Raw genomic sequence first — 23,765 nt, 5'->3', positions numbered from 1 at the left:
TTGATACGGGAAAATAAAATCGGCCAGAACGGCCTGAGAACTGCTGGAAATACCCCCTCCCCATGGCGGGGAGGGAAAACCTGCGAAACTGGCAGGATCAGCCTTGTGGCGTTTCGCCTTCTTTTGGCTTGAATTGCTTGTCGCTGATGCGGAATTTGTTACGACGGTCACCCATCAGGTAACGCAGGTCACGGATGCTCAGGTCGCTCACTTCGTGCATGCGGATCAGCAGCGATGCGCCGACAGGCAGGCGGTGGTGGCGGATTTTGCTGATGACCGGTGGCGCCACTTCCAGCGCGCGGGACAAGGCTGCGTCGTTTTTCAGGCGCAGGTTTTCGATCAGGGTATCGAGCAATCTGTTTGGGTTGTACTGGAGCAGATCGTCGGAGTCCGAATCGCTGTTCATATCAATGCCGACTTGGTTTGTCATGATGTTAATGTTCCTTCTGTAGTTGCACTGCAAAGTAAAAAACACTCGGAGCTCGCTCTTGCTGCGTTCATGTTCATTCTTTACTAAAAGGAACAAATTCACACACGGTACGATCCGGGATACAGTTTTTCATGATATATACACAATTGTACAGCAGGATTCCATTTCAGGCCGGAAAGCTCTGTAATCTTGCTTTGGATAAAAAAAGTGTTGTCATGCTGCAACAGCTATTTATTCTTTATTATGCTCTATGATAGAACAAAAATTGTACTTTGACAAAAGTTAAGTATAAAACCATTTCTGTATTCCGTGCCGCACAAAGGCTGGCGAGCGAGGCTGGCACATGTTATCGGCCCCACCATAGACCTGTTTGCTGGTCGCTTCAACATCGCTTACGCTTTCTTACAAGTAATATTATAACTTTACACTGACTTTCGGTTAGCGTGCGCGCACTTGGCTGATGGCTTTGCCCAAGTCGATGACTGACATGGCATAAAAATAACTTCTGTTGTACTGAGTTATAGCAAAGAAGTTATTGCTTGCCAAGTGATACTCAGTTGCTTCTGAACCATTTTGCAGATCAATCAGGCCGAACAACATGTTCTGGGGCGTGGCTGTGACGGTACTCACGCCGGCTTCCTGCAATTCCTCCAGCCGGTACTTGGCTTGCAAGCCCTGGCCGATGAACTTTTCCCAGGCGTGGCTGGACGAGACGGTGACGCGATACGTGCTGATGGCCGGGTCATCGCGCCGCCAGCCGTGTTCGACGAGGAAATGCGCCACGCTGCCGATGGCGTCGGCGGTGGAATTGCGCAAGTCGATGTGGCTATCGCCATCGAAGTCCACCGCGAATTTCATGATGCTGCTGGGCATGAACTGGGGCAGGCCGATGGCGCCCGCATACGAGCCGAGCAGGGTCAAGGGATCGATGCCATCCTTGCGCGCGTACAGCAGCGCGTTTTCCAGTTCGCCCTTGAAAAATTCCATGCGTGCGGCGCGCGTCGGGCTTTCCGGATAGGAAAACGCCAGGGTCGTCAGCGCGTCGAGCACGCGGAAACGGCCCGTGTTGCGTCCGTACACGGTTTCCACGCCGATGATGCCGACGATGATTTCGGCCGGCACGCCATAGTCGCGTTCGGCGCGCGCCAGCGCTTCCGCGTTCGCTTCCCAGAATTTCACGCCCGCATTGATACGCACCGGCTCGATGAAGCGGGCGCTGTAGGCTTGCCAGTTCTTCGGCTTGCCCGGCGGCGCCGGTTTCATCAGCTGCACGGTCGACTCGACATAGCGCACCTTGCCGATCAGGGTATCGAGTTCGGCGCGGTCAAAACCATGCTTGGCGGACATCTCGTCGAGGAAGGCACGCACTTCTTTCCAGTTGGCATAGTCGACAAACTCGCCTTCGAAGTCGAATTTCGCCGGTGCTTTTTTGGCCGTCGCCTTGGCGGGCGGGGCCTTGGCCGCGCGCACGGCACGGGCGCGGTCAGCGGCGGAAATGTTGCTGTTTTCGCCAGCGTGCGCGGTGGACAGGCACAGGGGAAGGGAGAGGAGCAGGCACAGGGCGGAGGTTTTGATCGGTAACAAGGAGCGTCTCATCGGCATTGGGTTAACAGGTGGCGCAAGCTGCGCCGCGCGCGGGATTGTTCGTTTGGGTTGGCATTACCATACTTCATCGTGGCATAGATTGCCAGAAACTGTGCGATGGCGGCGTGCGCCTCTTGTGTGGCCTTGCCTGCGGCCAGGCGCGCAGCATAACCGTGCGGCCCTTCATGCGGCGCACGGCTGTAGCCGCGTCGCGCTTGCTGGTGGCAAAACTGCAGGTACAGGGCGTCGAGCGGATCGCCTTGCCGCGCCTGCCGCCACCAGACCAGTGCACCAGCTGCGGCGGACAGCAGGGCCAGCGCGGCGCAAGCGAGTGCCAGGGTCGTCGCCGGCAGGTTTTTCAAGCGATCGAGCATGGCGCGCTGGCGTTGCGGCGTGGTGTCGAGCACCCAGCTGCTCCAGGCGTGCTCGGCCTGCTGCCATTGCTGGCGCCATGCGGCAAGTGCCCCTGTCGCGCCGCCATCGAGGCCGGCCAGCGCGCGCCAGGCCGTCAGCGGCGACGCGGCCGCTGGCAGGGCGGCATCGAGGTTGCGCTGCGTGCGAAGGGGCGCGACGGCGCTGGTGGGATCGACGCGCACCCAGCCCCGGCCCGCCAGCCACACTTCGCTCCAGGCATGGGCGTCGGACTGGCGCACAGTCAGGCTGGGGCTGCCGTCGGCACCGTCGCGTGTGCCGCCCTGGTAGCCCGTGACGACGCGCGCGGGAATGCCCATGGCGCGCATCAGCACGACGAAGCTGCCCGCGTAGTGCTCGCAAAAGCCCGCCTGCGTGGTAAACAGGAAGTCGTCGACGCTATGCTTGCCCAGCAGCGGTGGCTGCAGGGTGTAGCGGAAGGGCGCGTGGCGGAAGTGCGTGAGGACGGCGGCGATGGCGGCGGCGGGCGCCAGCGCCTGCGCGCCGCTGCCGCGCAGTGCGCGGGCCCAGGCGATGCTGCGCGGGTTGCTGCCAGCGGGCAAGGCCAGCCATGGCTGTTGTTGTGCTGGCGACAAGCTTGCCTGCAAGCGGTAGCGGGCTTGGGAACTGACGCGGTAATGCACGGTCGAAGTAATGGGCTGTATGGTCAGCACTTCCAGCGCAGACGACACGACATAAGGGTTACCAGGCAGGCGTTCAATACTGCGCGGCACGTCGAGCGCGAAGATGCGCCGCTGGCCGCTCGCTGGCAAGGTCACTTCGTAGTGGCTGGGTGGCCCTTCCAGCGCGATGTCGATGCGGCTGTCGCTGGCGGGTGCGCGCCGGCCAGCGCCCCTGCGCGTCCAGGTGGCGCCATCGTAGTCGCCCAGCACCACGCCGCGCCAGTACAGCTGGTCTTGCGGCGGGAGCGGCGTGGAAAAGCGGGCCGTGAAGACGGGCTCGTTGGATACGGCCAGCGAGGCGATGGCGCCCGGCTGCATGCTGTCGGACAAGCCTGTGCGCGCCTGCGCGCCCTCGTGCGGCGCGCCCCACAGGGGAGCGCCGGGGCGCGGCACGGCAAGAAACAGTACGGCCGCCAGGGGAAGGGCCAGCGCCAGCATGCGCCCCAGCAAATTTAACCGTTGCGCCAGGCGTGGCTGCAGCGTGCCGTACTGGGCCGACAGCAGGGCCGCCAGCAGCACGACGACGGTGGCCAGCATCCAGGCGGCGCTGAGGATGCTTTGCGTATGGAAAAAGTTTGCCAGTAGCAAAAAGAAACTGAGGAAGACGAGCACGAAGATGTCGCGCCGGCCATGCATTTCCAGCGACTTCAAGGCTAGCAGCAGGGCCAGCATGGCCACGCCGGGATCGCGTCCCAGCAGCGTGCCATAGCTGGCGTACACGCCGGCGATGCCCAGCAGGGCCAGCGGCGCCAGCACGGCGAGCGGCGGTTGGCGCCGGCCCCGCACGGTAATGACTGCGCGCCACAGCAGCGGTGCGGCTGTCGCTACCGACAGCCATGGGGGCAGGTGCAGCGCGTGGGGCGCGAGCACCATGGCGGCGGCCAGCAACAGCAGCACAATGTCGGCCTTCTCGCGCGGCATGCCGCTCAGCCAGGCCTTCATGGCATCGCCTGCGCTGGCGGCAAATTGTGCGGCAAATCGTGCGGCGAACCATGCAGGGCCAGTGCGCGCAGGCAGGCGTCGCGCTGGCCGGTACCCAGGGCCGGTGCCAGGGTCAGCACACCCAGGCGCAAGCCATATGGCGAGCCCGTGCTTTCCGCCTGCAGCACCCAGGCGGCCAGGCGCGACAGGCGCGCTTCCGGCGCCAGCGCGTGCAGGGTGGCGTAGTCGAGCATAAGCTTGCCATGCGTGCCATGCGCTGCGTCCTTTGGTGCGTCGGCGCCAGGCTGGAATTGCTTGCTGAATAAATGCTCGCCATCATGGCGGGCGATCTGGCGCCAGGCCAGGCGCTGCAAGGGATCGCCCGGCTGGTAGGCGCGCACGCCGGCCAGTTCCAGGGCGCCGCCGGGCAAGTCTGGTGAGTCTGGCCAGCCTGGCTGGCGTGCCTGCTGTATTGTGCCGGCCGGCCACGGCAGTGGAGGCGCATCTTGCTCGGGCTGTGGATATACGAGCACGCGCGCCTCGGGCTGCCAATGGCACCAAGCAACAAACAAGCCCAGCGGAAAACTGCCGGACAGGCGCACGGCTGGCGCATTCAGCCACCCCCGTTGTCGGGTTGGCATGCCGATGCTGACGGCCGTTTCGCCGTGGGCGGCGATATCGGCCAGGCCGGGTGCCGCTGGCGAACCGCTGACGGCCAAGTGGATCGCATGGCGCGGGCGGCGGCTGCGGTTGATCAGGCGCAAGGTGAACAAGGCGTGGCTGCCTGCAAACACGGGCTTGCCCGGCGCGGCGGCCAGCGCCAGGCCCGCCAGGTTGCGGCTGCTAAACAGCATGTCGGCGATGGCGCAGGCGGCCGCGAAATACGTGAGCGCATAGCCCAGGCCCAGGCCGTAATTGACGGCGGCGATCCATAGTGCCAGCAGCAGCGCGGCAAACGCCAGGCCCGCACGCGAGGGGCGGATGTGCACGCGCTGCGCGCCCAGCCAGGGGCGCGTCGGTAGCCATGGAATAGTGCGCCAGCGCATGCCGCTCAGACGGGGATGCTCAACAGCAGATGCTGCAGCAGCGCGCGGCTGTCCACGGAGCCTTGCGCCGCATGCAGGCGGTGGGCGCAGACAGGCAGCAGCACGGCTTGCACATCGTCGGGCGTCACGTGGTCGCGTCCGGCCAGGGCGGCCCAGGCGCGCGCCGCCTGCAACAGGGCCAGCGCGGCGCGCGGGCTGAGGCCGTCGGCAAACACGCCCGGCGCGCGGGTAGCGTGCACGAGGGCCAGCACGTAGTCGACCACGGCGGGTGAGGCGTGGATGGCGCGCAAGCCCGCTTGCGCCTGCAGCAATTCTTCCGCGTTCATCACGGCCGGCAAGGTTTGCAGCATGGCGCGGCGGTCGGCGCCCAGCAGCAGCGCCCGTTCGGCGGCCGCATCGGGGTAGCCCAAGGTGACGCACATGAGAAAACGGTCGAGTTGCGATTCGGGCAAGGGGAAAGTACCCAGCTGGTGTGCACAGTTTTGCGTGGCGATGACGAAAAACGGCTGCGGCAGCGCGTGCGTGACGCCATCGAGCGTTACTTGCCGCTCTTCCATCGCTTCCAGCAAGCCCGATTGCGTCTTTGGCGTGGCGCGGTTGATCTCGTCGGCCAGCAGCACCTGGGTAAACAGGGGGCCTGGATGAAAAATGAAACTGGCGCTGGCGCGGTCATACACGCTCATGCCGGCCACGTCGGCAGGCAGCAGGTCGCTGGTAAATTGCTGGCGCTTCCATTGCAGGCCCAGCGAGATGGCCAGCGCATGCGCCAGCGTGGTCTTGCCTACGCCGGGCACGTCTTCGATCAGCAGGTGGCCGCCCGCCAGCACGCAGGCGAGGGTCTGGCGGATCTGCAAGTGTTTGCCGACGAGAACTTCGCCGATTTGCTGTGCGGCCTGGTGTATTTTCGAAAACATGTTATTTCTATCACAATACAACGGATTATTTAATTTACAATCGCTTTGGCCAGGTCAAACGGCGGCGCCCGCCAGTTGCGCGCTCGTGGTAGATTAGAGTCACAGCAAAGGCGGCAAGGGCAGCACAGACCAGCCAGTGATTTTATGCGAGAACGCGCCAGGCAGGCAGGAATGCTCTGCAGTGATTCCGGCGCGCGTTCCCGGTATGGATAGAGAGCAGAGACAGAGGTAACCAGTACAGCGCATGAGCACAGCCATTTATACCCATCCCGATTGCCAGCGCCATGAAATGGGCGACTGGCATCCTGAATCGCCGGCCCGCTTGCAGGCCATCAACGATCAATTGATCCTCGCGCATATCAGCGACCTGGTCGAGCACCGCGACGGCGTGCGTGCGCAATTGTCCGACATCGAGCGCAACCACAGTGCCACGGCCATCGGCCTGGTGCGCGACAATGTGCCGGCCGAGGGCGACTACTATCCGCTCGACGGCGACACCTTGCTCAACGCGCACAGCTATGAGGCGGCCCTGGCCGCCGCTGGCTCGGCCGTGACTGCCACGGACGCCGTTATCGATGGCGAGATCAGCAACGCCTTTTGCGCGATCCGACCGCCCGGCCACCATGCGCGGCCCAGCGAGCCGATGGGTTTCTGCCTGTTCAACAATGTCGCCATCGCCGCCAAGCATGCGCTCGACGTGCGCGGCCTTGACCGAGTCGCCATCGTCGACTTTGACGTACATCATGGCAATGGCACGGCCGAATCCGTGGCAAATGATCCACGCATCCTGATGGTGAGTTTTTTCCAGCACCCGTTTTATCCGTACAGCGATGTCGAGTCCTATACGGATACGCGCGTCAACGTGCCCGTGCCGGCCCGCTCGAAGGGCGATGCCGTGCGCCAGCTGGTGCTTGACCACTGGCTGCCCGCGCTGCACCGGCAGCAGCCGCAGATGATTTTCATTTCCGCCGGTTTCGATGCCCACCGCGAAGACGATGTGGGCGGCATGGGCCTGGTGGAGGCTGACTACACGTGGCTGACGCAGCAAATGATGGCCGTGGCCAATCAGTATGGCAAGGGCCGCATCGTCAGCTGCCTCGAAGGGGGCTACAACCTGTCGTCGCTGGGCCGCAGCGTGGCGGCGCACGTGAAGGCGCTGGCGGAGCTGTAACGCTGCAGCGAACTACAGCAAGCTGGGACGGCTGCTGGAATTGGTGTGGCGATGGGTCTGGTAGTCGAGCGCGTCGCCGGCCATGAAGCGGCGCCAGGCTTGCGTGTAGACGAGCGATGATTTCTCCGCGTCGAAGCTGTCGAGCTGGAGCATGTCGCGGTGGTGCTTGATTTCATTGACCAATTGGTCATACAGCATTTGCAAGCCATAGCTGTCGGCGCTCTGGCGTTTCAGGCGCTCTTCCAGCTGCGCCACTTGCCCCTGCAACTGCCGGCATTCCTTCTTCCAGTCATTGCGCGGCATGCGCTTGGGCGCCATGCCAGTGTGTTCCATCATCATATCGACCTATCCCCATCGCGTATCTCCCTGCACCTGGCGGAGCCAGCCTGGAAATAATTGCTTTTCATTTAAGAGGCGATATTAGAGCATACTTTTTTATTGCTTGCAGTAAATATAAAAATCCTTGCGGAAATATCTGGCACGGCTTCCCGGGGCGTATCACTGGCGTTGTACTGCCTTCAAGGGCGCAGCGGGGGCGGCTTCGGCCATGTGGCCGTCGTCGGCATACGTGAGGGTCAGCAGGGTATTGTCGTCCCAGCTTGCGTCATGCAGCGGCGGCACGTAGCGCTGGCGGTCTTGCGTGACGCGGATCTCCAGCGCGCGCTCGCCCGAGCGCGCCTGCACGGCGGCGAGGTTGCGCGGTACGGGATACAGCACGTGGATCAGCGACGAGTGGCACGGTCCGCCCGCCAAGCGGAACAGGTTGCGCCGCATAAACGGCAACTGGTCCTGTTCGACGGCCCAGCGGATTTCGCATTCCAGGCGCAAGTCGCCCAGGCGGCGCACGTTCGCGGGCAGTCCCGGCGTGTGGATGTCGGCGCGCCAGCGCAGGGTGTCGCGCTTCTTGTTGCTGACCAGGTCGGCATTCGCATCGTAGGCCGTCTTGTCGCGCGTCAAGGTGAAGCCGCCATCCGCCGCCAGCGGCACGGGGATCGACAGGTTGTCGGCCGACAGGTGCAAGGTCACGCCATCGAGCCTGGCCTGGGGTGTGGCGGGGACCAGCATGAAGCGCAGCGGCGCGCCCGGCGCCAGGCGCTGGTGGTCGGCATACGCGTCGAGTCCCTTGAGCATGGTGCGGTAGGGGCGCAAGTCGGGATCGCGCGTGCCTTGCACGTCGACAACCTGCTGCATTTCCTGGTTCACTGGGTCGCCTGGCGCCGCCATTGGTTCCTGGGCCATGGCGGGCAGCAGGCAGGCGCAGAGGGGGGCGAGGAGGAAAAAACGGGAAAGATGCATGGAATGCGTATCAGGTTGAGCGTGCAATGGGGAAGCCGGCCAGGCTGGATGGACTGCCGATATTATCATTCAAGTAACTGCCAAATTATCACCAATTGTCTCGTTCGCGTCGCACGGCTGGTGCTGGCGGCGGAAAATGCGACGTCGTGGCGGCAACCACGTAAAATAGCGGATTGACTGAACGAACTGAAGGCAAGAGCATGGCGATACAATGGTACCCAGGACACATGAACGCGGCCCGCAAGAAAGCGGCCGAGACCATGGAAAACACCGACCTGGTGATTGAAGTGGTGGACGCGCGCCTGCCGGCAGCCAGTTGCAATCCCATGGTGGACGAGTTGCGCCTGTTCCGCCAGCGCCCTTGCCTGAAGATCCTCAACAAGACCGACCTGGCCGATCCTGCCGCCACGGCCGCCTGGGTCGCCTATTTCAATGCCCAGGAAGGCGTGACCGCGTACGCGATGACGACCAAGAAGCCGGGCGACGTGGCGCGCATCCCTGACCTGGCCAAATCGCTGGCGCCGCACCGCGGCGTGCCAACGAAACCGCTGCGCATCATGATCATGGGCATCCCCAACGTGGGCAAGTCGACCCTGATGAACGCGCTGCTGAAAAAGCGCGTGGCCAAGGTGGGCGACGAGCCGGCCGTGACGAAAATGCAGCAAAAGCTGTACCTGGACAAGAACACCATCCTGGTCGACACGCCTGGCATGCTGTGGCCGAAGATCGCCATCCCCAGCGATGGCCTGATGCTCGCCGCCAGCCACGCCATCGGCTCGAACGCGCTGATCGAAGAAGAAGTGGCCGTGTTCCTGGCCGAGGAATTGCTCAAGCGCTATCCGGCCTTGCTGGCGGCGCGCTATGGCACCAAGGTCGATGAAGTCGACGCCATCGGCGTGGTCGAAGGTATCGCCGCCAAGCGCGGTTTCCGCATCAAGGGCGGCGATTACGATTTCGAGAAAGCCTCGCATACCTTGCTGCTCGACTACCGCAGCGGTATCCTCGGTCGTATCTCGCTGGAAACGCCGGACACGCGCGCGGCCTTGATGGCCCAGCACGCGGCCGAGATGGCGGAAAAAGCGGCCATAGCGGCAGCGATTGCCGCCGAAAAAGCAAAAAATGCGGCGCGGGGCAAGCGCGGGACGTAATGAACTAAAAGCCGCTTGTTAGCGGCTTTGTTTAACCCAATAGCGACGACTGGGGTCGGACCCTCAGGGTCCGACCCCAGCATTTTCGCAGTGCGGGTTTATGTTGCTGCCTGGCCAAACCTAAAACTCGTCACGGCCAGCGCCCCAAAAAAATCCTCCTCGTGGTACACCACGTGCGCCGCTTCCTGCTCGGCCGCACCGAGCGCCACCATCAACGGCAGCAGATGGTCTTCCTGCGGATGGGCCTGGCGCGCACCGGGCGCCTGGTCCCAGGCCAGCAATTGCTCCAGCCTTTGTTCTGGCGGCAAGGCCAACGTCTGGCGCAGCCAGGCATCGAACTGCTGCGAGGCGACGGCGCCCGCCTGGCCGAACTGGCGCAGGTTATGGTAAGACAAGCCGCTGCCGACGATCAGCACGCCTTGCCGGCGCAAGCTGGCCAGCGCGCGGCCCACCTCGATGTGCGTGAGCGGATCGTAGCCGTGTTTCAGCGACAGCTGCACCAGCGGCACGTCCGCCTGCGGGTAGATGGGAAACAGGGCGCTGAAGGTGCCGTGGTCGAAGCCCCGCTCGTGGTCCAGGCGCGCCGCGTGGCCGGCCGCATCGAGCAACTGTTTTACCTGCGCCGCCAGTGCCGGCGCGCCCGGTGCCGGGTACTGGATCTGGTAGGTATGCGGCGGAAAGCCCGAATAATCGTAGATCATGCCCGGCTGCGGACTGGCCGAAACGAGGAACTGCGGCCCTTCCCAGTGCGCCGTGACCACCAGCACGGCCTTGGGACGCGCGCCGAGCTGGCGCGGGATATCCTGCAACGATGCTTCCAGCACGTCGTAGCGCCCGCCGAACTGCTCTTTCATGAACGGCCACGGGCCGCCGCCGTGCGACAGGAAATAGGTGGGGAAAGTGTGCTCTTGCATGGCGGCTCCAGAGTGGAATGACTGATGCTATCGATGATAGTCATGCGCGGTCAGTTGATCAAGATCGCAATTATTGATATATCATTTCCATTTTGTTGATGATGGGATGGTCATGGATACTTTGCGCAGCATGCGCGTGTTTCGCGCCGTGGTGGAGCTGGACAGTTTCGTGCGCGCCAGCGAGCGCCTCGATCTGTCGCCGGCCATGGTCAGCAAGCACGTGATGCACCTGGAACGCCACCTGGGCGCGCGCCTGCTGAACCGCAGCAGCCGCCACCTGAGCCTGACGGAAATCGGCAAGGTGTACTTCGAACAGTGCCGCGACATGCTCGATAATCTCGATGAAGTGGAAGCGACCGTGGGCCGCACGACAGTGGTGCCGCGCGGCATGTTGCGCCTGAGCGCGCCCGTCTGGTTCGCCAACGCCATCTTCACGCGCACCCTGGCCGCCTACCGCGAACGTTTCCCGGAAGTGTCGTTCGACATCGACCTGAGCGGAAGAGTCGTCAACCTGGTGGAAGAGGGTTTCGACCTGGCCCTGCGCGTGAGTCAGGCGCCGTCGCTGGCCCTGATCGCGCGGCCCATCGGGAGTATCGCCTTTCACCTGGTGGCCGCACCCGCCTACCTGGCGCGCGCGGGCCACCCGCAGCTGCCGCAAGACCTGGCGCAGCACGCCATGATCAGCTATTCCTTGCTGGCAAACGGCAATGAACTCGATTTCGACGGGCCGCAGGGGCGCGAGACGGTGAAGTTTTCGCCCGTCCTGCAATGCAATAACGAGAGCCTGCTGCACGCGGCCGCGCTCGACGGCATGGGCATCGCCCTGCTGCCATCGTGGCAAACGGATGCGGACCTGGCGGCGGGGCGGCTGGTGCGCCTCTTCGACGGCTACCAGTTGGCGGGCGGCAAGGTGTACGCCGTCTACACGAGCCGCCGCTACCTGTCCTCGAAAGTGCGCACCTTCATCGACTTCCTCGCCGACGAAGGGCGCCTGGGGACTTGATTACGCCAGCGAGCGCTTGACGTCGATCAGCGCGAACAGGCGCGCGCTGCGCATCCACGCCAGCACCAGCGCCGCCAGCTGCGTCACCAGGAAGCCGGCAACGATGGCCAGCGGACCGGGTGCGGCCAGGTTCAGGCGCGCCACGCCCAGCAGCGCATACAGCGCCAGTCCCAGCAAGGTGATGACGAGGTAGATGGCCAGGCTGGCCAGCGGACGCCGGCGCAGCATGCCCAGGCCCCGCCACCAAGCCTTGACGGCCGAGGTGCGGCGACGGTCGACGGCCAGCGCCGCGCGACCGGCGTCGAGCGTGGCGCAGGCCAGCAGGAACAGCACGCCCGTGAGCAGCAAGGCCAGGTGGCGGGCCAGGTCTGCGTCGGCTTCCAGGATGGCTTTCGCCGCCTGCTTGTCGGCCAGTTTCAGCGCGCCGGCGCCGATCGCCAGCGCCACGCCCAGCGGCACGATGCTCCACAACAGCATGCGCAGCATGCGGCCGTATTCGCTGAAGGCGCCCGTCAGCAGGGGGCCGAAGCCGAGCGGCGCCGGCGCACGTGCGGCCGTCACCACCAGGCCGCTCAGCAGCGGCGACAGCAGCAGGGCCAGCACGATGCCCGTGATGGCGGCCTGGCTGATGGCGGCCCCGTTGCGTCCCGTATTGGCCACCAGGTCGGCCAGGGTCATCAGGTCGAGCTTGTGCGCCAGGGTTGCCGCATGCACGGCGTTATCGAGGCTGGCGCCCAGGGTGCGCCAGAGGGGAATGACGGCAAGGATGGCGGGGATCAGCAGCAGGCCTGCCCACAGCAGCAGCAAGCGCCATTGCAGGGCGGCGCGGCTGGCGCGCGTGGTCAGGGTCAGGCCGTTGGCCCGTGTCGTGGAAGTGGCGCTCATACGATGGCAATCAGGGAAAGGAGGTATTGGAAGACGGCGGCAAGGTCGAAGCTCCAGCGCCGCGAGGCCGAGGTATCGGCTTTCAGGGTGCGGCCGTCATCGAGCTTGTTGACGTCGAGGTAGTGCACGCGGTCGGGGTCCAGTTCGGCCGAGACGGCCTTCACGGGCTTGCTCCAGGTGTAGCGCTGCCACAGCTGTTCGTTGTCCCACACCACGCGTTCGGACGTGCCGTCGGCGAACTTCACCAGCAGCACCTGCGGCACGGGCGCGCCGCGGCGGCGCAGGACCACGCTGGTGAGATACGGATACGGCCCGGTGCCGGGTTTGGCGTCCGGGTGCGCCTGGTCCCACGCCTCGCGCACTTTTTTCTCCTCTTTTTCCAGCGCTTCGGCCGTTTGTTCCACGCGCTTGCCGTTCACCAGCGCCGTGCCGGCCAGCGGCGTCTGCTCTTCGCTGGTGAAGGTGCCGATGCGATCGTCGATATTCGCGCTGGCATACACTTGCTGCGCGAAGACCTGCTCCACGATGCGGCGCTGGCCCGTTGCCTCGGCCAGCGTTTCGCGCAGGTCGGCCACGCTCGGATGGCGGAATTTCCACTGTTCGTAATAGGCCTTGAAGCCCCGTTCCATGGCTTCGCTGCCGATGCGCGCTTCCAGGTCGCGCATGGTGATGGCCGTGCGGCTATAGACGGGGCCCACGCCTTGCAGGCGGTCCCACGCGTTCTGGCCCAGCGGGTCGGCCGCATCCTGGCGCGGCGCGGCCATGCGCTCGAATTCGAAGACCTTGAAGACGGGATCGAAGCCCAGGCGCTTGAGCAGGGGCGTGGTGGCGTGGATGTGCTGGCCGCGCGCGCGCAGCATGCGCTGGTCCCAGTACTCGTTCAAGCCTTCGTCGAGCAGCGGTTCCTCGAATTCGTTCGAGGCCAGGATGCCATAGAAATAGCCATGGCCGAATTCATGGATGGTGACGAAGTCGAGGCCGAATTCGGGTATGGTCTTCGGCTGCAGGTTGGCGTAGCTCGAGGCCGTGATGAAGGTCGGATATTCCATGCCGCCCGCTTCGGCCGCGTTAAACGGCGGAATCACCACCGTCAGGGTTTTGTACGGATACGGGCCCAGGGTGCGCGAGAAATACGTGAGCGAGTCCTTCGCCGCCTGCAGCGCGGGCGCCGCGTTCGATGCATATTCGGGCGGGTATAGCACCTTGATGGCCACCGGCGGGCTGCCAGGGCCGCTCCAGCTGCCCGTCAGTGGCTGGGCGCTGCGCTTGTCGGCCGTCCAGGCAAAATCGTGCACGTCGCCCTGCACATAGTGATGCGTGAGCATGCCGTTCTTTTCCTGCGGCGCGCCCTGCAATTCTCCCGTGGCACCCACCGTGTATTCCTTGGGCACGGTCAGCTTCACGTCATAGTTGCCGAAATCGGCGTAGAACTCCGAATTGAGGTGGAATTCATGCGCGTTCCAGCGCGGCGCGGTGGCGCCCCGTTCGCCGGGCAGTTCCAGCACCGCGATCTTCGGGAACCACTGGCCCACCAGGTGGAAGCTGCCGAAATAGCCGGTGCGCGCTATCACGCGCGGCAGCTGGTCGAAGAAGCGGATGTCGAGTGTCGTCTCGGCGCCCGGCGCGACGGCCTGCGGCAAGTCGACGCGCACGACGGTGCGGTCGGTGGCCGGGCCGTTGTCGGGCTGGACGAAATGCCAGGGCGCCTTGGCGCCGTTCTGCGTCATGCCGCGCAGTTCGATGTAGCCCCATTCGCCGTCGCGCGTGTCGACGCCCGAGCGAAAGCCCGTGTCGAGCTTGCGCTTCTCGGTAAAGAAGGTCGAATGTTCGCCTTCGAACGCGTTCAGGTACAGATGCAGGTAGACGCTGCTGACGGCTTGCGCGCTGCGGTTGCGCCAGCGCAGTTTCTGCTGGCCGTCGATCGTGTGCTTGACGGGATCGAGCGTCGCTTCGATCTGGTAGTCGACCACGCGGTCCGACAGGGTCGCTTGCTTGCCCGTGCGCGCGCCGCCCCAGGCGTTGCTGGTGCTGGGCGTGCTGACGGCCGACGCGTTCGGCGACGCCAGAGCGATGCCGTCGGCGGACGGCGCCAGCGGCAAGGGCGCGCCGGCCGGCTTGCCTTGTCCCGGCTGCGCGAACAGCTCGGCCTGCAGGGCGAGGCCGGCCAGCAGCAGGGCGGCGATGGAGAGGGCTTTGAGCTTGCCCGAGATGGGGAAAAAACCAATGCTGCGGCGCGTGCCGCGGGGACTTGGCGGCCCCTGGCGCGTTGTGCTACGACTTTCCATGCGTGACTCCCACAGTGACTTCTTATTGTTGATTTTCAAATGCAGTCGGCTGCACCCAGGATCGCCGGGCGCAGCTTAATATACCTACAAAAATGCCAAATCACCAATAAAATATTGGCATAAGGAAAGTACCACCGGGCTGGCGCTTGCCGCGCCGCGCGTATAATGATTCGCTTTTTGCCATCCTCCCGTTTCACTACCGTGCGTGCCCCGATAGCGCACCCAGCTTGCCACCATGATGCCTGCCCCTTCCGCCCCGACCATCGCCATGCGTACCTTGCTGCTGTGCGCCCTGGCCATGCCGGCGTGCGCGCAGGAGCTGGAATCGCCTGCCGCGCCGCCATCCGTGCAGCAGCACGGCGGCGCGGCAGGCGTCACGCATGGCGACTTGTCCACCGAACTGGCGCAGGGCGGCCAGCACAGCGTGCGCGGCGCCCTGTCGCGCGACCAGGACGGCATGTCGCTCGATGTGGCCATCGATGAGTTGCGCAATGGCAATTACCGCGATGGCAGCGTGTTTCACCAGCGCGGCTTCAACGGCGGCGCGGAATGGAAGCTGCGCCAGGGCCGTTTCGGCTTCAGCGCCGACCAGCTGAACCAGGACACCCGCTATCGCGCGCCCGAGGCGCCGTTCCTGGCCTTGCTGGCGGCCCGTCCGGAAGACTTGTACCGCTATGAGGTGCGGCGCGCCAGCGCCTTCGTGCAGCGCTATGTCGGCAGTTTCGAGCTGGGCGTGGAGCTGTCGCAGCGGGAAAAGCACGCCACGGCCCTGTATGCGGGCGAGGACGGCAGCAGCGAATCGCGGTACAGCAGCCACCGCCGGCAACTGGCGCCCCGCGTGCGCCATTACGGCAAGGTGGGTGGCGTGGGCACGGATACGGAAGTGGGCCTGGACCTGATGCAGTGGGAAAGGCGTTCGGGGCGCGATGGCGATGGGCAGCGTCGCCAGTATTCGCGCGCGCTGCTGCTGCGCGAAGAGCTGGCGTTCGGCGGCCCATATGCGCCGCGTCTGCTGCTGGGCTTGCGGCATGAACAGTTCCAGCTCGATCCGGCCGACATGCCCGCCGGCGGCAGCGACTGGGAAAACCAGAACGCCTGGGACGTGCAGGGCAGCCTGCAGCTGCGCCCGCAGCTGAGCGTGTACGGCAAGGCCGCGCGCAGCTACCGCATCGATGACGACGGCTATACCCGCGCCGGCTACCGCCCCCTGGCGGGACAGCTGCGGCGCGAAACGGAAGTGGGCGCTACCTTCGGCGACGCGGCGCGCAGCGCTTCCGTGCGCGTCTTCAGCGAGCGCCTGAGCAACCAGATCGTCTTCGACCAGAGCCTGGGCCAGCTGGGCTTTGCGGGCAACCTCGACCCCTCGCGCCGCGACGGTATCGCCATCGAGGCCAGCATGGCGCTGGCGCGCGACTGGCGCCTCGACGCGCAGGTACGGCAAGTGCATGCGCGCTATGACGATTACACCTACGACGGCCCGGATATCGCCCTCGTGCCCAAGACCCTGGCCAGCCTGCGCCTGTACTGGACGGGGCAGGCCGGCGCGAGTGCCGACGTGGGCGTGCAATGGCTGCGCGCCCTGCGCTATGGCCCCGATTTCGACAACAGCTGCCTGGCGCAAGTGCCCGCATTTGCCACCGTGGACGGGCGCTATGTGCGCAAGCTGGGCGCGTGGGAGTTGGAACTGGCCGGCAGCAACCTGGCCAACCGCCGCCATTACGGCGATGCGCCCGGCTGCCGCTCCAGCATTTACCTCAACGATGCGCGCCAGCTGCGCGTGTCGGCGCGCTACCATTTCTGAGGCAGGGGCGCAGCGGGGCTTAAATGCGGCTTAAGCGGGCGCAAAGCGGGGCGACAAATACGGCTTTTTTCCGCCCTGGCTTCATCGACCGGCGCAAAAAGTGGTAATCTCGCCCCGTTCACGACCACTTTATGATGAAGGATTAATATGCGTTTTCTGCGTTTCTTGCGTCCCCTGCTCGCCGCCGTCACCCTGGTGGCGGCCACCGGCGGCGCCATGGCTGCCGATACCGGCTTTACCACGCTTCCGACGCCAGTGCGCACGGACACGGGCAAGAAGGTGGAAGTGGTCGAGTACTTCATGTATTCCTGCCCGCATTGCTACGCGCTCGATCCTTTGATGCACGACTGGGTCAAGAAGCAGGGCGACAAGATCGCCTTCCGCCGCATCCACCTGGCCTTCTCCGGCCCGAAAGACCCGCAGGCGCACGCGTATGCCACCCTGGAAGCGATGGGTCAGCTGGAGCAGTTCCACGACAAGATCTTCCGCGCCATCCACGTCGAGCGCAACCGTCTGAACCGTGATGACGCCATCCTCGACCTGCTGGTCAAGAACGGCATCGACAAGGCCAAATACCTGGACATGTTCAATTCCTTCGGCGTGCAGACCAAGCTGAAACGCAACGAACAGCTGATCACCGCCAGCAAGATCGACAGCGCGCCGACCATCGTCATCGACGGCCGCTTCGTCACGTCGCCGTCGCAGCTGTCGCGTCCCGGCCAGTCCGAGCCGCAGACCCAGGCAGCGACCCTGCGCGTGATGGATGAACTGGTGGCACGCACGCTGAAAGAGCGTGCACCCGCGCCAGCGAAGAAGTAAGCGCAGAGCGCCATGAAACAGCTGCCCTGGACTTTGTGCGTACTGGCCCTCGCCCTCGTGGCGTGGCTGGCGCTTGCCGTCGTCAGCGTGGAAAACCAGCGCAATGCGCTGGTGACCAAGGCGTGCGTGGACCCCGCGTTCAAGAACGAGGTCGACGCGAAATGCCTGGCGTCCGTGCAGTCGCGCGAACACTGGTGGCAGCATCTGACTTACGCCATGACGCATTTCCGAAATTGAATGCGCCTGCATGAAAACCCGCCGCGCGCGGGTTTTTTTTCGTTTGCGTATGATGAAGCCACAACCATCCCGGAGGAACGATGAAGGAAGTGATCCTGATTACCGGCAGCAGCCGCGGCATCGGCGCGGCGACTGCACAGCAGGCGGCGCGCCAGGGTTATGCCGTGTGCATCAACTATGTGCGCGATGCGCGGGCGGCCGAAGACCTGTGCGCGCGCATCGTCGCTGGCGGCGGCGAAGCCATCGCCGTGCAGGCTGACGTGGGCGACGCAGCGGACGTGGAACGGCTGTTCGGCGAAGTAGATGCTCGCCTGGGCACGCTCACGGCGCTGGTCAACAATGTGGGCGTGCTGGAGCAGAAATGCCGGCTGGCCGACATTTCCGTGCAGCGCCTCGAGCGCGTGCTGCGCACCAACGTGATCAGTTATTTCCTGTGCTGCCAGCAGGCCGTGCGGCGCATGTCGACGGCGAACGGGGGCCAGGGCGGGCGCATCGTGAATGTCTCGTCGGTGGCCGCGCGCATCGGCTCCCCGGGCGAATACATCGATTACGCGGCTTCGAAAGGCGCCGTCGATACCTTGACCCTCGGGCTGGCGAAGGAAGTGGCGGCCGAAGGCATCCGCGTCAATGGCGTGCGGCCCGGCATCATCTATACGGACATCCACGCGTCTGGCGGCGAACCGGGACGGGTGGCGCGCCTGGCGTCCGGCGTGCCGATGCAGCGCGGTGGCGAGCCGGAAGAAATCGCCGACGCCATCGTGTATCTGCTGGGGCCGGGCGCGACGTATGTGACGGGCAGCATTCTCGACGTGGCGGGCGGGCGCTAAAGGTTACGCTTTGGCTGGCGCGGCCTTGGCCGGCGCCGAATGGGGCGTGATCACCACGGTGCAGGTGGTGCCGGCCACCAGCAAATGCCCTTTTGGTTGCTCGTCGATGTGGATGCGCACGGGCACGCGCTGCGCCAGGCGCACCCAGTTGAAGGTGGGATTGACGTCGGCCAGCAGTTCGCGGCCCGTGGCGGCGTCGCGGTCGGTGATGCCGCGCGCGATGCTTTCGATATGGCCATGCAGGGTGCCGCCGCTCATCAGATTCATTTCCGCCTTGTCGTCCTGCGCCAGCAGGCCCAGTTTGGTCTCTTCGAAGTAGCCGACGACGTAGTACGAGGCGCTGTCGATGACGGCCAGCTTGGGGGCGCCGACGGCGGCGAAATCGCCCTTGTGCACGTTCAGGTTGGTCACGTAGCCGCTGACGGGCGCGCGCACGGTGGTGCGTTCCAGGTTCAACTGGGCCAGCGCGCGCGCGGCCACGGCGGCCTGCACTTGCGACGAGGCCGAGCTGGCGGCAAACGCCGCGCTTTCGCGGCTTTCCGTCGAGATGATGCTGGCGTCCAGATTGGCGCGGCGCTGCGCTTCCTTGCCGCGGCGGCCCATTTCCGTTTTTTGCGTGGCCAGCATGGCGTCGGCCTGCGCCAGCGCGCTGGCGTAGCGCTCCTTGTCGACGACGAACAGCACATCGCCTTTTTGCACCACCTGGTTGTCGCGCACCAGCACGTCCGTGACGGTGCCGGCCACGTCGGCGCTGATGTTGACGATGTCGGCCTTGATGCGGCCGTCGCGCGTCCACGGCGACTCCATGTAGCGGTCCCAGACGGTCTTGCCGATCCACAGGGCTGCAGCCAGCAGCAGCAGGGTGATGGCGTAGCGGGTCAGTTTGCTTACCATGTCGGTAGCCTTTCCTTGATGGGGTTGAACAGTTTTTTTATTTGCAGAGCTATTTGTACAGCGATAAGGTCAGCGCGCCGAAGATGGCGATGAAGATGCACAGCCGCGCCAGCGACGGGTGCCACACCATGCGGTACACGCCCAGCCAGCCCAGCACGCGGTCGAGCAGAGTTTGCAGGCCGATGCTGAGGATGAACAGCGGCAGCAGGGTAGGAATCAGAATTCCGAACAGGGCGAATTCACGCGGCATGGTGGTCTCCGGCGCCAGGCGCCATATGGTCGAGCAATGAGGTGTAGATCGAGTGCAGGTCGGCCAGCGCGGTCTGCAGGCGCGCGCTACGTTCGGCGCTTGCATCGACTTCCGTTTGGGCTGCGCGCACCACGGCGCCCGCCTGCAGGGTGGCGGCCAGCGCCGCTTGCAGTGCCGTGTCGCTGCGCGTGCGCAGCCAGCCGGCGATGTGTTCCACGCACTGCTGCAGCGCGTGGCGCGTGGCGCCCGGGCGGGCGGTTGCGATCAGTTCGCGCAGTTCGATCACGGAATGGCCGATTTCCAGCAGGGTCAAGGCCTGGCGCACGACGGCGCGCGTGGCCACGCCCGGCGCCGGTCCGGCCGCCGCATTGAGCTGGCTGAGGAGGTCGCGCACGCGGTTGTCGAAACGATGCTTGACTCGTCGCGCCGGTGCCGTGCACGCATGCAGCGCTTCGCGCCACAGGGCGCGGCCGATGTGGTCCTTGTGGCCCATCGTGTGCTCGGGCAGCAGCACGGCAAACACGAGGGCGGCCAGCATCAGGCCGACGATCAGCGCCATGCCCGTGTTCAAAAAGGCCGCGCCATCGACATGCATCACGTTCGCCGGCGCCATCTGCGTGATGAAAGTCGACACGCCCAGGCCCACGCCGAGCTTGGCGGGATTGGTCATCAGATACAGGCCGACGGCGAGGAACGGTGTAAAACTCAGTACCAGCATGGGGAAGCCGTCGCCGTGCACCAGCACGAAATACACGCAGACGAGCGACAGCGGCATGGCGATGAAAAAGCCCGTCAGCACTTGCCGGATCATCAGGATGGGGCGCGGCGAGGACGAGGCCAGCGCGCAGAACACGGCCGCCATCAGCATCGCCGTGCTGGCGTAGGGCCAGGCGAGGAAGTAGGCGCCCAGCGCCAGCAGGGCCAGGCTGATGGCCGCGCGCGCGCCGCTGGCGATGACCAGCGCGGGCGGCGTCTTCGGCGCATACGCCTGCGGCGTGCTTACTTCCAGCGGCGTGTCATGAACGAGGCTGAAATACACTTCGTGAAAGCGGCTCATGTCGCGCGCGAAGCGTTCGAGCAGTTCGCACACGGTGTCGAAGTCGATGCGCTGCGCATGCGCGACTGGCGCCGCGTCAATATCTGTGCGCGCCTGCGCCAGCGCCGTTTGCAGATACCGCTGCATGGTGTCGAGCGAGTCTTGCGACGGCGTCGCTTGCAGCGCCTCGGCGACGATGGCGTACAGGGGCGCGCACGCCTGCATGACCTGGGTTTCGCCATCGCGCTGCAGGCGGTCGAACAGGCGGTGGAAGGTATAGAAGGTGGTCAGCGCCGTCATGAAGGTGGCGTTGAAGGCGTGCAGCTTGCGGTTTTGCGCACGCACGTGACCCACTTTGCTGGTCACTTCGAACAGCGCGGCCGAGCGGCCCAGTTCCAGCGCCGCCACGTCGGCGGCAAACTGCAAATGCGTCAGTTCCACCTGCGCCGGCGTGAGCTGTTGCTGCAGCACGTCCTGGCAAAAGGTCAGAAATTTGCCATAGCGCGCCTGTACCGTGCGCATCACCTGCGTGCCCTGGTGACGCGGCAGCAGCACGCTGGAGACGACGGCCGAGCAGATGATGCCCAGGCCCACTTCGGCCACGCGCGTGACGGCCAGCGAGAACACCTGCATCGGCTGCTCGATGGCGGGCAGCACGATCATGCAGGCCGTGTAGCCGGCCAGCACGTACACATACGACTGGGCGTTGCGGTGCAGGGCCGAGCCGCTCGTGCACAGGCCCACCCACAGGGCCAGGCCGGCGAACAGCAGCACGGGCTGCTGCGGGAACAGGCCGATCAGGGTCAGCGCGGCCGTGCATCCGAGCAGGGTGCCGCACAGGCGGTAAAAGCTTTTTTCCAGCACCATGCCGCTGCTGGGCAGGGCCAGGATGATGGTGGTGGTCATCGCCGTGCTGGGCGAATCGAGGCCCAGGCGGTAGGCCAGCCACAGGGCGCAGAACGCGGCGATGAGAGTCTTGCCGACGTAGATCCAGCGTTCGCCTTCCGTCGTGCGCCAGTCTTGCAGCGCCAGCGCCAGCCTGTGGGCCGCCCGGCTCAGGGGGCCATATGTAGGTGTTGTGGCTGGCGTCATCGATAGGCTATCAGTTCTGGTTGTTGAGATTATTCAGGTTGCGCAACTGGCGCACGTACAGCTTGTCGAGCACTTGCAGCTCTTCTTGCGTAAAGCCCTCGTACAGGGCCGAGGTTTCCTGGTACACGTCGGGCAGCGCCGTTTCGATCAGCGCGCGGCCCTTGTCGGTCAGCGAGATCATCACCGAGCGGCGGTCGCCGGGGCGCGTGCCGCGGTGGATCAGGCCGCGCGTTTCCAGGTCGTTGCAGACGCGCGTCAGGTTGGCCGGCTTTTCATGGCAGGCCATGCCCAGGGTGCAGGCGTTCGAGGTTTCGTCATCCGTGCCGTACAGCACGGCCAGCACCATGTAGCTGGCATCGACCAGGTCATGCTTTTTCAGCGCGGCATTGGTCAGGTCCTTCATGCCTTTTTGAATGTGGTACGTCATGCGCAGCAGGCGCATCAGTTCCATGGGGAAGCCTGGCATGCGCGTGCGGATGTTTTGCAGCCGCTTGGAGGTGGCGTCAAAAGCGGTCATGTCAATTCCTTCATGTGTGAATAAAGTTCCGATTGTATCTTGTTGAGCTAGGGCAATGCCAGGATTGCCACACTAGATGCCGCCTCCTAATGCATTCATCAAGGAAACGTACAGATCCAGTTCGCGCGCCCCATTTTGCGCCTGCTGCTGTTCTTCCGCCAGCAGTGCCACTTGCGTGTTGAGCATGGCGATGGCGTCGCTCATGCCCGCCTTGTAGGCCTTTTCCGCCAGGTCGCGTGCGCGCTGCGCCGTGGCCAGCGCCTGCACGGTCAGCTGGTGCTGCTTTGCCAGCGATTGGGCGCGGGTGACGGCGTTGGCCACGTCCGAGATGGCGTTGATGACGGTGGCGTTGTACTGCTCCACGGCGCCGTCGTACACGGCCGTCTGGCTGCCCAGCTGGGCGCGCAGGCGGGCGCCGGCAAAGATGGGCAGGCTCAGCGCGGGCGAGATGCCGCGGATGTCCGAGTTGGCGTCCAGAAAATGGCTGAAACCAAACGCCTGGAAGCCGGCAAAGGCCACCAGGTTGACGTTCGGGTAAAACTCGGCCTTGGCAGCGTCGATGCGCAGCGCCGCCGCTTCGACTCGCCAGCGCTGGGCGGCGATGTCGGGGCGGCGGCCGATCAGGTCGGCCGGCAGGGCGGCGGGAATGGCCAGCGGCTGGTCCAGGCGCATCACGGGACGCGTGAGCGCCGCACCGGCGGCCGGACCCTTGCCCGCCAGGGCGGCCAGCTGGTTGCGCAGCAGGGCCAGCGACTCGGCCGACTGTTCCAGCTGGCGGCGGCCGGCGGGCAGGGTGGTTTCGATTTGCGCCACGTCAATGTCCGTGCCGATGCCGGCGGCCTTGCGCTGGCGCGTGATGTCGAGGATGCGCGCGCGCTGCGCCAGGCTGCGTTCGATCACGTCCTGCACCCGGAACTCATACGACAGCTGGATGTAGGTGCGCACCAGCGCCGTTTCCAGCGCCAGGCGGGCCATCTGCGATTCGGCCGATGCCAGTTGCACGTCGCCCAGGGCAGCGGACAGGGCGGCGCGGTTGCGGCCCCACAGGTCCAGGTCGTACGACGCGGTGACGGTAGCCTGGTTGCGCCAGGCGTAATTGCCGGCCAGCGGCGCCGGCGTGCTGCCGTGCAGCGAATACAGTTCGCGGTTGATGGACACATTGGCGTCGGCCTGCGGGCGGGTCTTGTCTTGCGCCGCACCGGCCAGCGCCTCGGCCTGGCGCACGCGCGCCTGGGCGCCGCGCAGGGTAGGGCTGTCGGCCAGCGCCTGCTCCATCAAACGGTTCAATTGGGGGTCATGCAAGTCTTGCCACCATTGCGCGCGCGGCCATTGTATGGCGGCGCTGGCGGCGGCATCCATGGCCTGGCTACCCTGCAGTTTATTGGCGTCGAGCATGGCCGATTGCGGCGCGATATGGCCCATGTCGGCGCAAGCGCTCAAGGCAAGGATCAGGCTGGCGGCAAGCAAACGGCGGTGCAGGGGCATGCAGGGACTCCGGGAGAGATCGTGTGGGGGGAATGCTGACAGCTCGCCGCGGGAGCTTCGGGAGTGGCCCGAGTGCTGCGCCGCAACTGAGTTGTTACTGACTGAAACCGGCTGAC

22 protein-coding genes are annotated in these 23,765 nt (G+C 64.9%); 7 read left to right on the top strand and 15 right to left on the bottom strand.

Features of this window, described 5'->3' with window-relative positions:
• Positions 1-97: 97 nt before the first annotated feature.
• The 5 genes from CLU93_RS05365 to CLU93_RS05345 all read right to left on the bottom strand — a co-directional run bounded on the left by CLU93_RS05365 (position 98) and on the right by CLU93_RS05345 (position 5,989).
• Positions 98-430 (bottom strand): hypothetical protein, encoded by a 333-nt coding sequence (locus tag CLU93_RS05365; protein ID WP_034751784.1) that lies wholly within the window; start codon positions 428-430, stop codon positions 98-100.
• Between the two features lie 438 nt (positions 431-868).
• A complete protein-coding gene (gene mltB, locus CLU93_RS05360) occupies positions 869-2,014 on the bottom strand; it encodes a lytic murein transglycosylase B (RefSeq protein ID WP_099760279.1) in 1,146 nt (381 codons plus the stop codon).
• 8 nt (positions 2,015-2,022) lie between these two features.
• Positions 2,023-4,050: a transglutaminase TgpA family protein gene (locus tag CLU93_RS05355; RefSeq protein WP_099760278.1), complete on the bottom strand. Its 2,028-nt coding sequence runs from the start codon at positions 4,048-4,050 to the stop codon at positions 2,023-2,025.
• Positions 4,047-5,075, bottom strand: a complete 1,029-nt coding sequence (locus tag CLU93_RS05350) for a DUF58 domain-containing protein (protein WP_099760277.1) — start codon at positions 5,073-5,075, stop codon at positions 4,047-4,049. Before CLU93_RS05350 ends, CLU93_RS05355 begins: the two co-directional genes overlap by 4 nt.
• Before the next feature lie 5 nt (positions 5,076-5,080).
• The gene (locus tag CLU93_RS05345) at positions 5,081-5,989 is read right to left on the bottom strand and encodes an AAA family ATPase (protein WP_099760276.1); all 909 of its coding nucleotides are present in this window, start codon (positions 5,987-5,989) and stop codon (positions 5,081-5,083) included.
• Between the two features lie 244 nt (positions 5,990-6,233).
• Here CLU93_RS05345 and CLU93_RS05340 point away from each other — a divergent pair, with 244 nt between their 5' ends.
• On the top strand, positions 6,234-7,160 hold the full coding sequence (locus tag CLU93_RS05340; protein ID WP_099760275.1) for a histone deacetylase family protein: 927 nt from the start codon (positions 6,234-6,236) through the stop codon (positions 7,158-7,160).
• A 12-nt stretch (positions 7,161-7,172) separates the two neighbouring features.
• Here the strand turns inward: CLU93_RS05340 and CLU93_RS05335 are convergent, their stop codons facing one another.
• Together CLU93_RS05335 and CLU93_RS05330 are read right to left on the bottom strand one after the other, a co-directional pair.
• Entirely contained in the window at positions 7,173-7,499 is a 327-nt protein-coding gene (locus CLU93_RS05335) for a hypothetical protein (RefSeq protein WP_099760274.1), read from the bottom strand.
• Between the two features lie 159 nt (positions 7,500-7,658).
• Positions 7,659-8,456, bottom strand: a complete 798-nt coding sequence (locus tag CLU93_RS05330; protein WP_143451699.1) for a hypothetical protein — start codon at positions 8,454-8,456, stop codon at positions 7,659-7,661.
• A 227-nt stretch (positions 8,457-8,683) separates the two neighbouring features.
• Here CLU93_RS05330 and ylqF point away from each other — a divergent pair, with 227 nt between their 5' ends.
• The gene (gene ylqF, locus CLU93_RS05325; RefSeq protein WP_243420398.1) at positions 8,684-9,604 is read left to right on the top strand and encodes a ribosome biogenesis GTPase YlqF; all 921 of its coding nucleotides are present in this window, start codon (positions 8,684-8,686) and stop codon (positions 9,602-9,604) included.
• Positions 9,605-9,702: 98 nt separating this feature from the next.
• On the opposite strand, the gene CLU93_RS05320 is transcribed toward ylqF, so the two are convergent.
• On the bottom strand, positions 9,703-10,518 hold the full coding sequence (locus CLU93_RS05320) for a DODA-type extradiol aromatic ring-opening family dioxygenase (RefSeq protein ID WP_099760271.1): 816 nt from the start codon (positions 10,516-10,518) through the stop codon (positions 9,703-9,705).
• 112 nt (positions 10,519-10,630) lie between these two features.
• Here CLU93_RS05320 and CLU93_RS05315 point away from each other — a divergent pair, with 112 nt between their 5' ends.
• A complete protein-coding gene (locus CLU93_RS05315) occupies positions 10,631-11,521 on the top strand; it encodes a LysR family transcriptional regulator (RefSeq protein ID WP_099764250.1) in 891 nt (296 codons plus the stop codon).
• Here the strand turns inward: CLU93_RS05315 and CLU93_RS05310 are convergent, their stop codons facing one another.
• Positions 11,522-12,406, bottom strand: a complete 885-nt coding sequence (locus CLU93_RS05310; RefSeq protein ID WP_099760270.1) for a hypothetical protein — start codon at positions 12,404-12,406, stop codon at positions 11,522-11,524. It abuts the gene before it with no gap.
• Entirely contained in the window at positions 12,403-14,691 is a 2,289-nt protein-coding gene (locus CLU93_RS28150) for a M1 family metallopeptidase (protein ID WP_218968325.1), read from the bottom strand. Before CLU93_RS28150 ends, CLU93_RS05310 begins: the two co-directional genes overlap by 4 nt.
• 235 nt (positions 14,692-14,926) lie before the next feature.
• On the opposite strand from CLU93_RS28150, the gene CLU93_RS05300 reads away from it, so the two are divergent.
• From CLU93_RS05300 to CLU93_RS05285, 4 genes are all read left to right on the top strand, one after another.
• Entirely contained in the window at positions 14,927-16,492 is a 1,566-nt protein-coding gene (locus CLU93_RS05300; protein WP_099760269.1) for a TonB-dependent receptor domain-containing protein, read from the top strand.
• A gap of 147 nt (positions 16,493-16,639) precedes the next feature.
• On the top strand, positions 16,640-17,311 hold the full coding sequence (locus tag CLU93_RS05295) for a thiol:disulfide interchange protein DsbA/DsbL (RefSeq protein ID WP_099760268.1): 672 nt from the start codon (positions 16,640-16,642) through the stop codon (positions 17,309-17,311).
• A gap of 12 nt (positions 17,312-17,323) precedes the next feature.
• Positions 17,324-17,548, top strand: coding sequence for a hypothetical protein (locus tag CLU93_RS05290; protein ID WP_099760267.1), 225 nt, complete (start codon positions 17,324-17,326; stop codon positions 17,546-17,548).
• A gap of 80 nt (positions 17,549-17,628) precedes the next feature.
• Positions 17,629-18,375 carry an SDR family oxidoreductase gene (locus CLU93_RS05285; RefSeq protein WP_099760266.1) on the top strand — a complete coding sequence of 249 codons (747 nt, stop codon included), beginning with the start codon at positions 17,629-17,631 and terminating at the stop codon, positions 18,373-18,375.
• Between the two features lie 3 nt (positions 18,376-18,378).
• Here CLU93_RS05285 and CLU93_RS05280 read toward each other — a convergent pair whose 3' ends face one another.
• The 5 genes from CLU93_RS05280 to CLU93_RS05260 all read right to left on the bottom strand — a co-directional run bounded on the left by CLU93_RS05280 (position 18,379) and on the right by CLU93_RS05260 (position 23,649).
• Positions 18,379-19,269, bottom strand: a complete 891-nt coding sequence (locus CLU93_RS05280; protein ID WP_099760265.1) for an efflux RND transporter periplasmic adaptor subunit — start codon at positions 19,267-19,269, stop codon at positions 18,379-18,381.
• A 49-nt stretch (positions 19,270-19,318) separates the two neighbouring features.
• Complete coding sequence (locus tag CLU93_RS05275; RefSeq protein ID WP_071078940.1) at positions 19,319-19,519, bottom strand: DUF1656 domain-containing protein; 201 nt, start codon at positions 19,517-19,519, stop codon at positions 19,319-19,321.
• Positions 19,509-21,647 carry an FUSC family protein gene (locus CLU93_RS05270; RefSeq protein ID WP_257224889.1) on the bottom strand — a complete coding sequence of 713 codons (2,139 nt, stop codon included), beginning with the start codon at positions 21,645-21,647 and terminating at the stop codon, positions 19,509-19,511. The genes CLU93_RS05275 and CLU93_RS05270 overlap by 11 nt, the downstream gene beginning before the upstream one ends.
• A gap of 10 nt (positions 21,648-21,657) precedes the next feature.
• Positions 21,658-22,164, bottom strand: coding sequence for a MarR family winged helix-turn-helix transcriptional regulator (locus CLU93_RS05265; protein ID WP_099760264.1), 507 nt, complete (start codon positions 22,162-22,164; stop codon positions 21,658-21,660).
• Positions 22,165-22,236: 72 nt separating this feature from the next.
• Positions 22,237-23,649, bottom strand: a complete 1,413-nt coding sequence (locus CLU93_RS05260; protein ID WP_099760263.1) for an efflux transporter outer membrane subunit — start codon at positions 23,647-23,649, stop codon at positions 22,237-22,239.
• Between the last annotated feature and the right edge of the window lie 116 nt (positions 23,650-23,765).

The sequence above is a fragment of the Janthinobacterium sp. 35 genome, from assembly GCF_002754575.1.
Lineage (GTDB): Bacteria > Pseudomonadota > Gammaproteobacteria > Burkholderiales > Burkholderiaceae_D > Janthinobacterium > Janthinobacterium tructae.
Note: the sequence above shows the minus strand (reverse complement) of the source record. Positions and strands in the feature narration are given on the sequence as shown.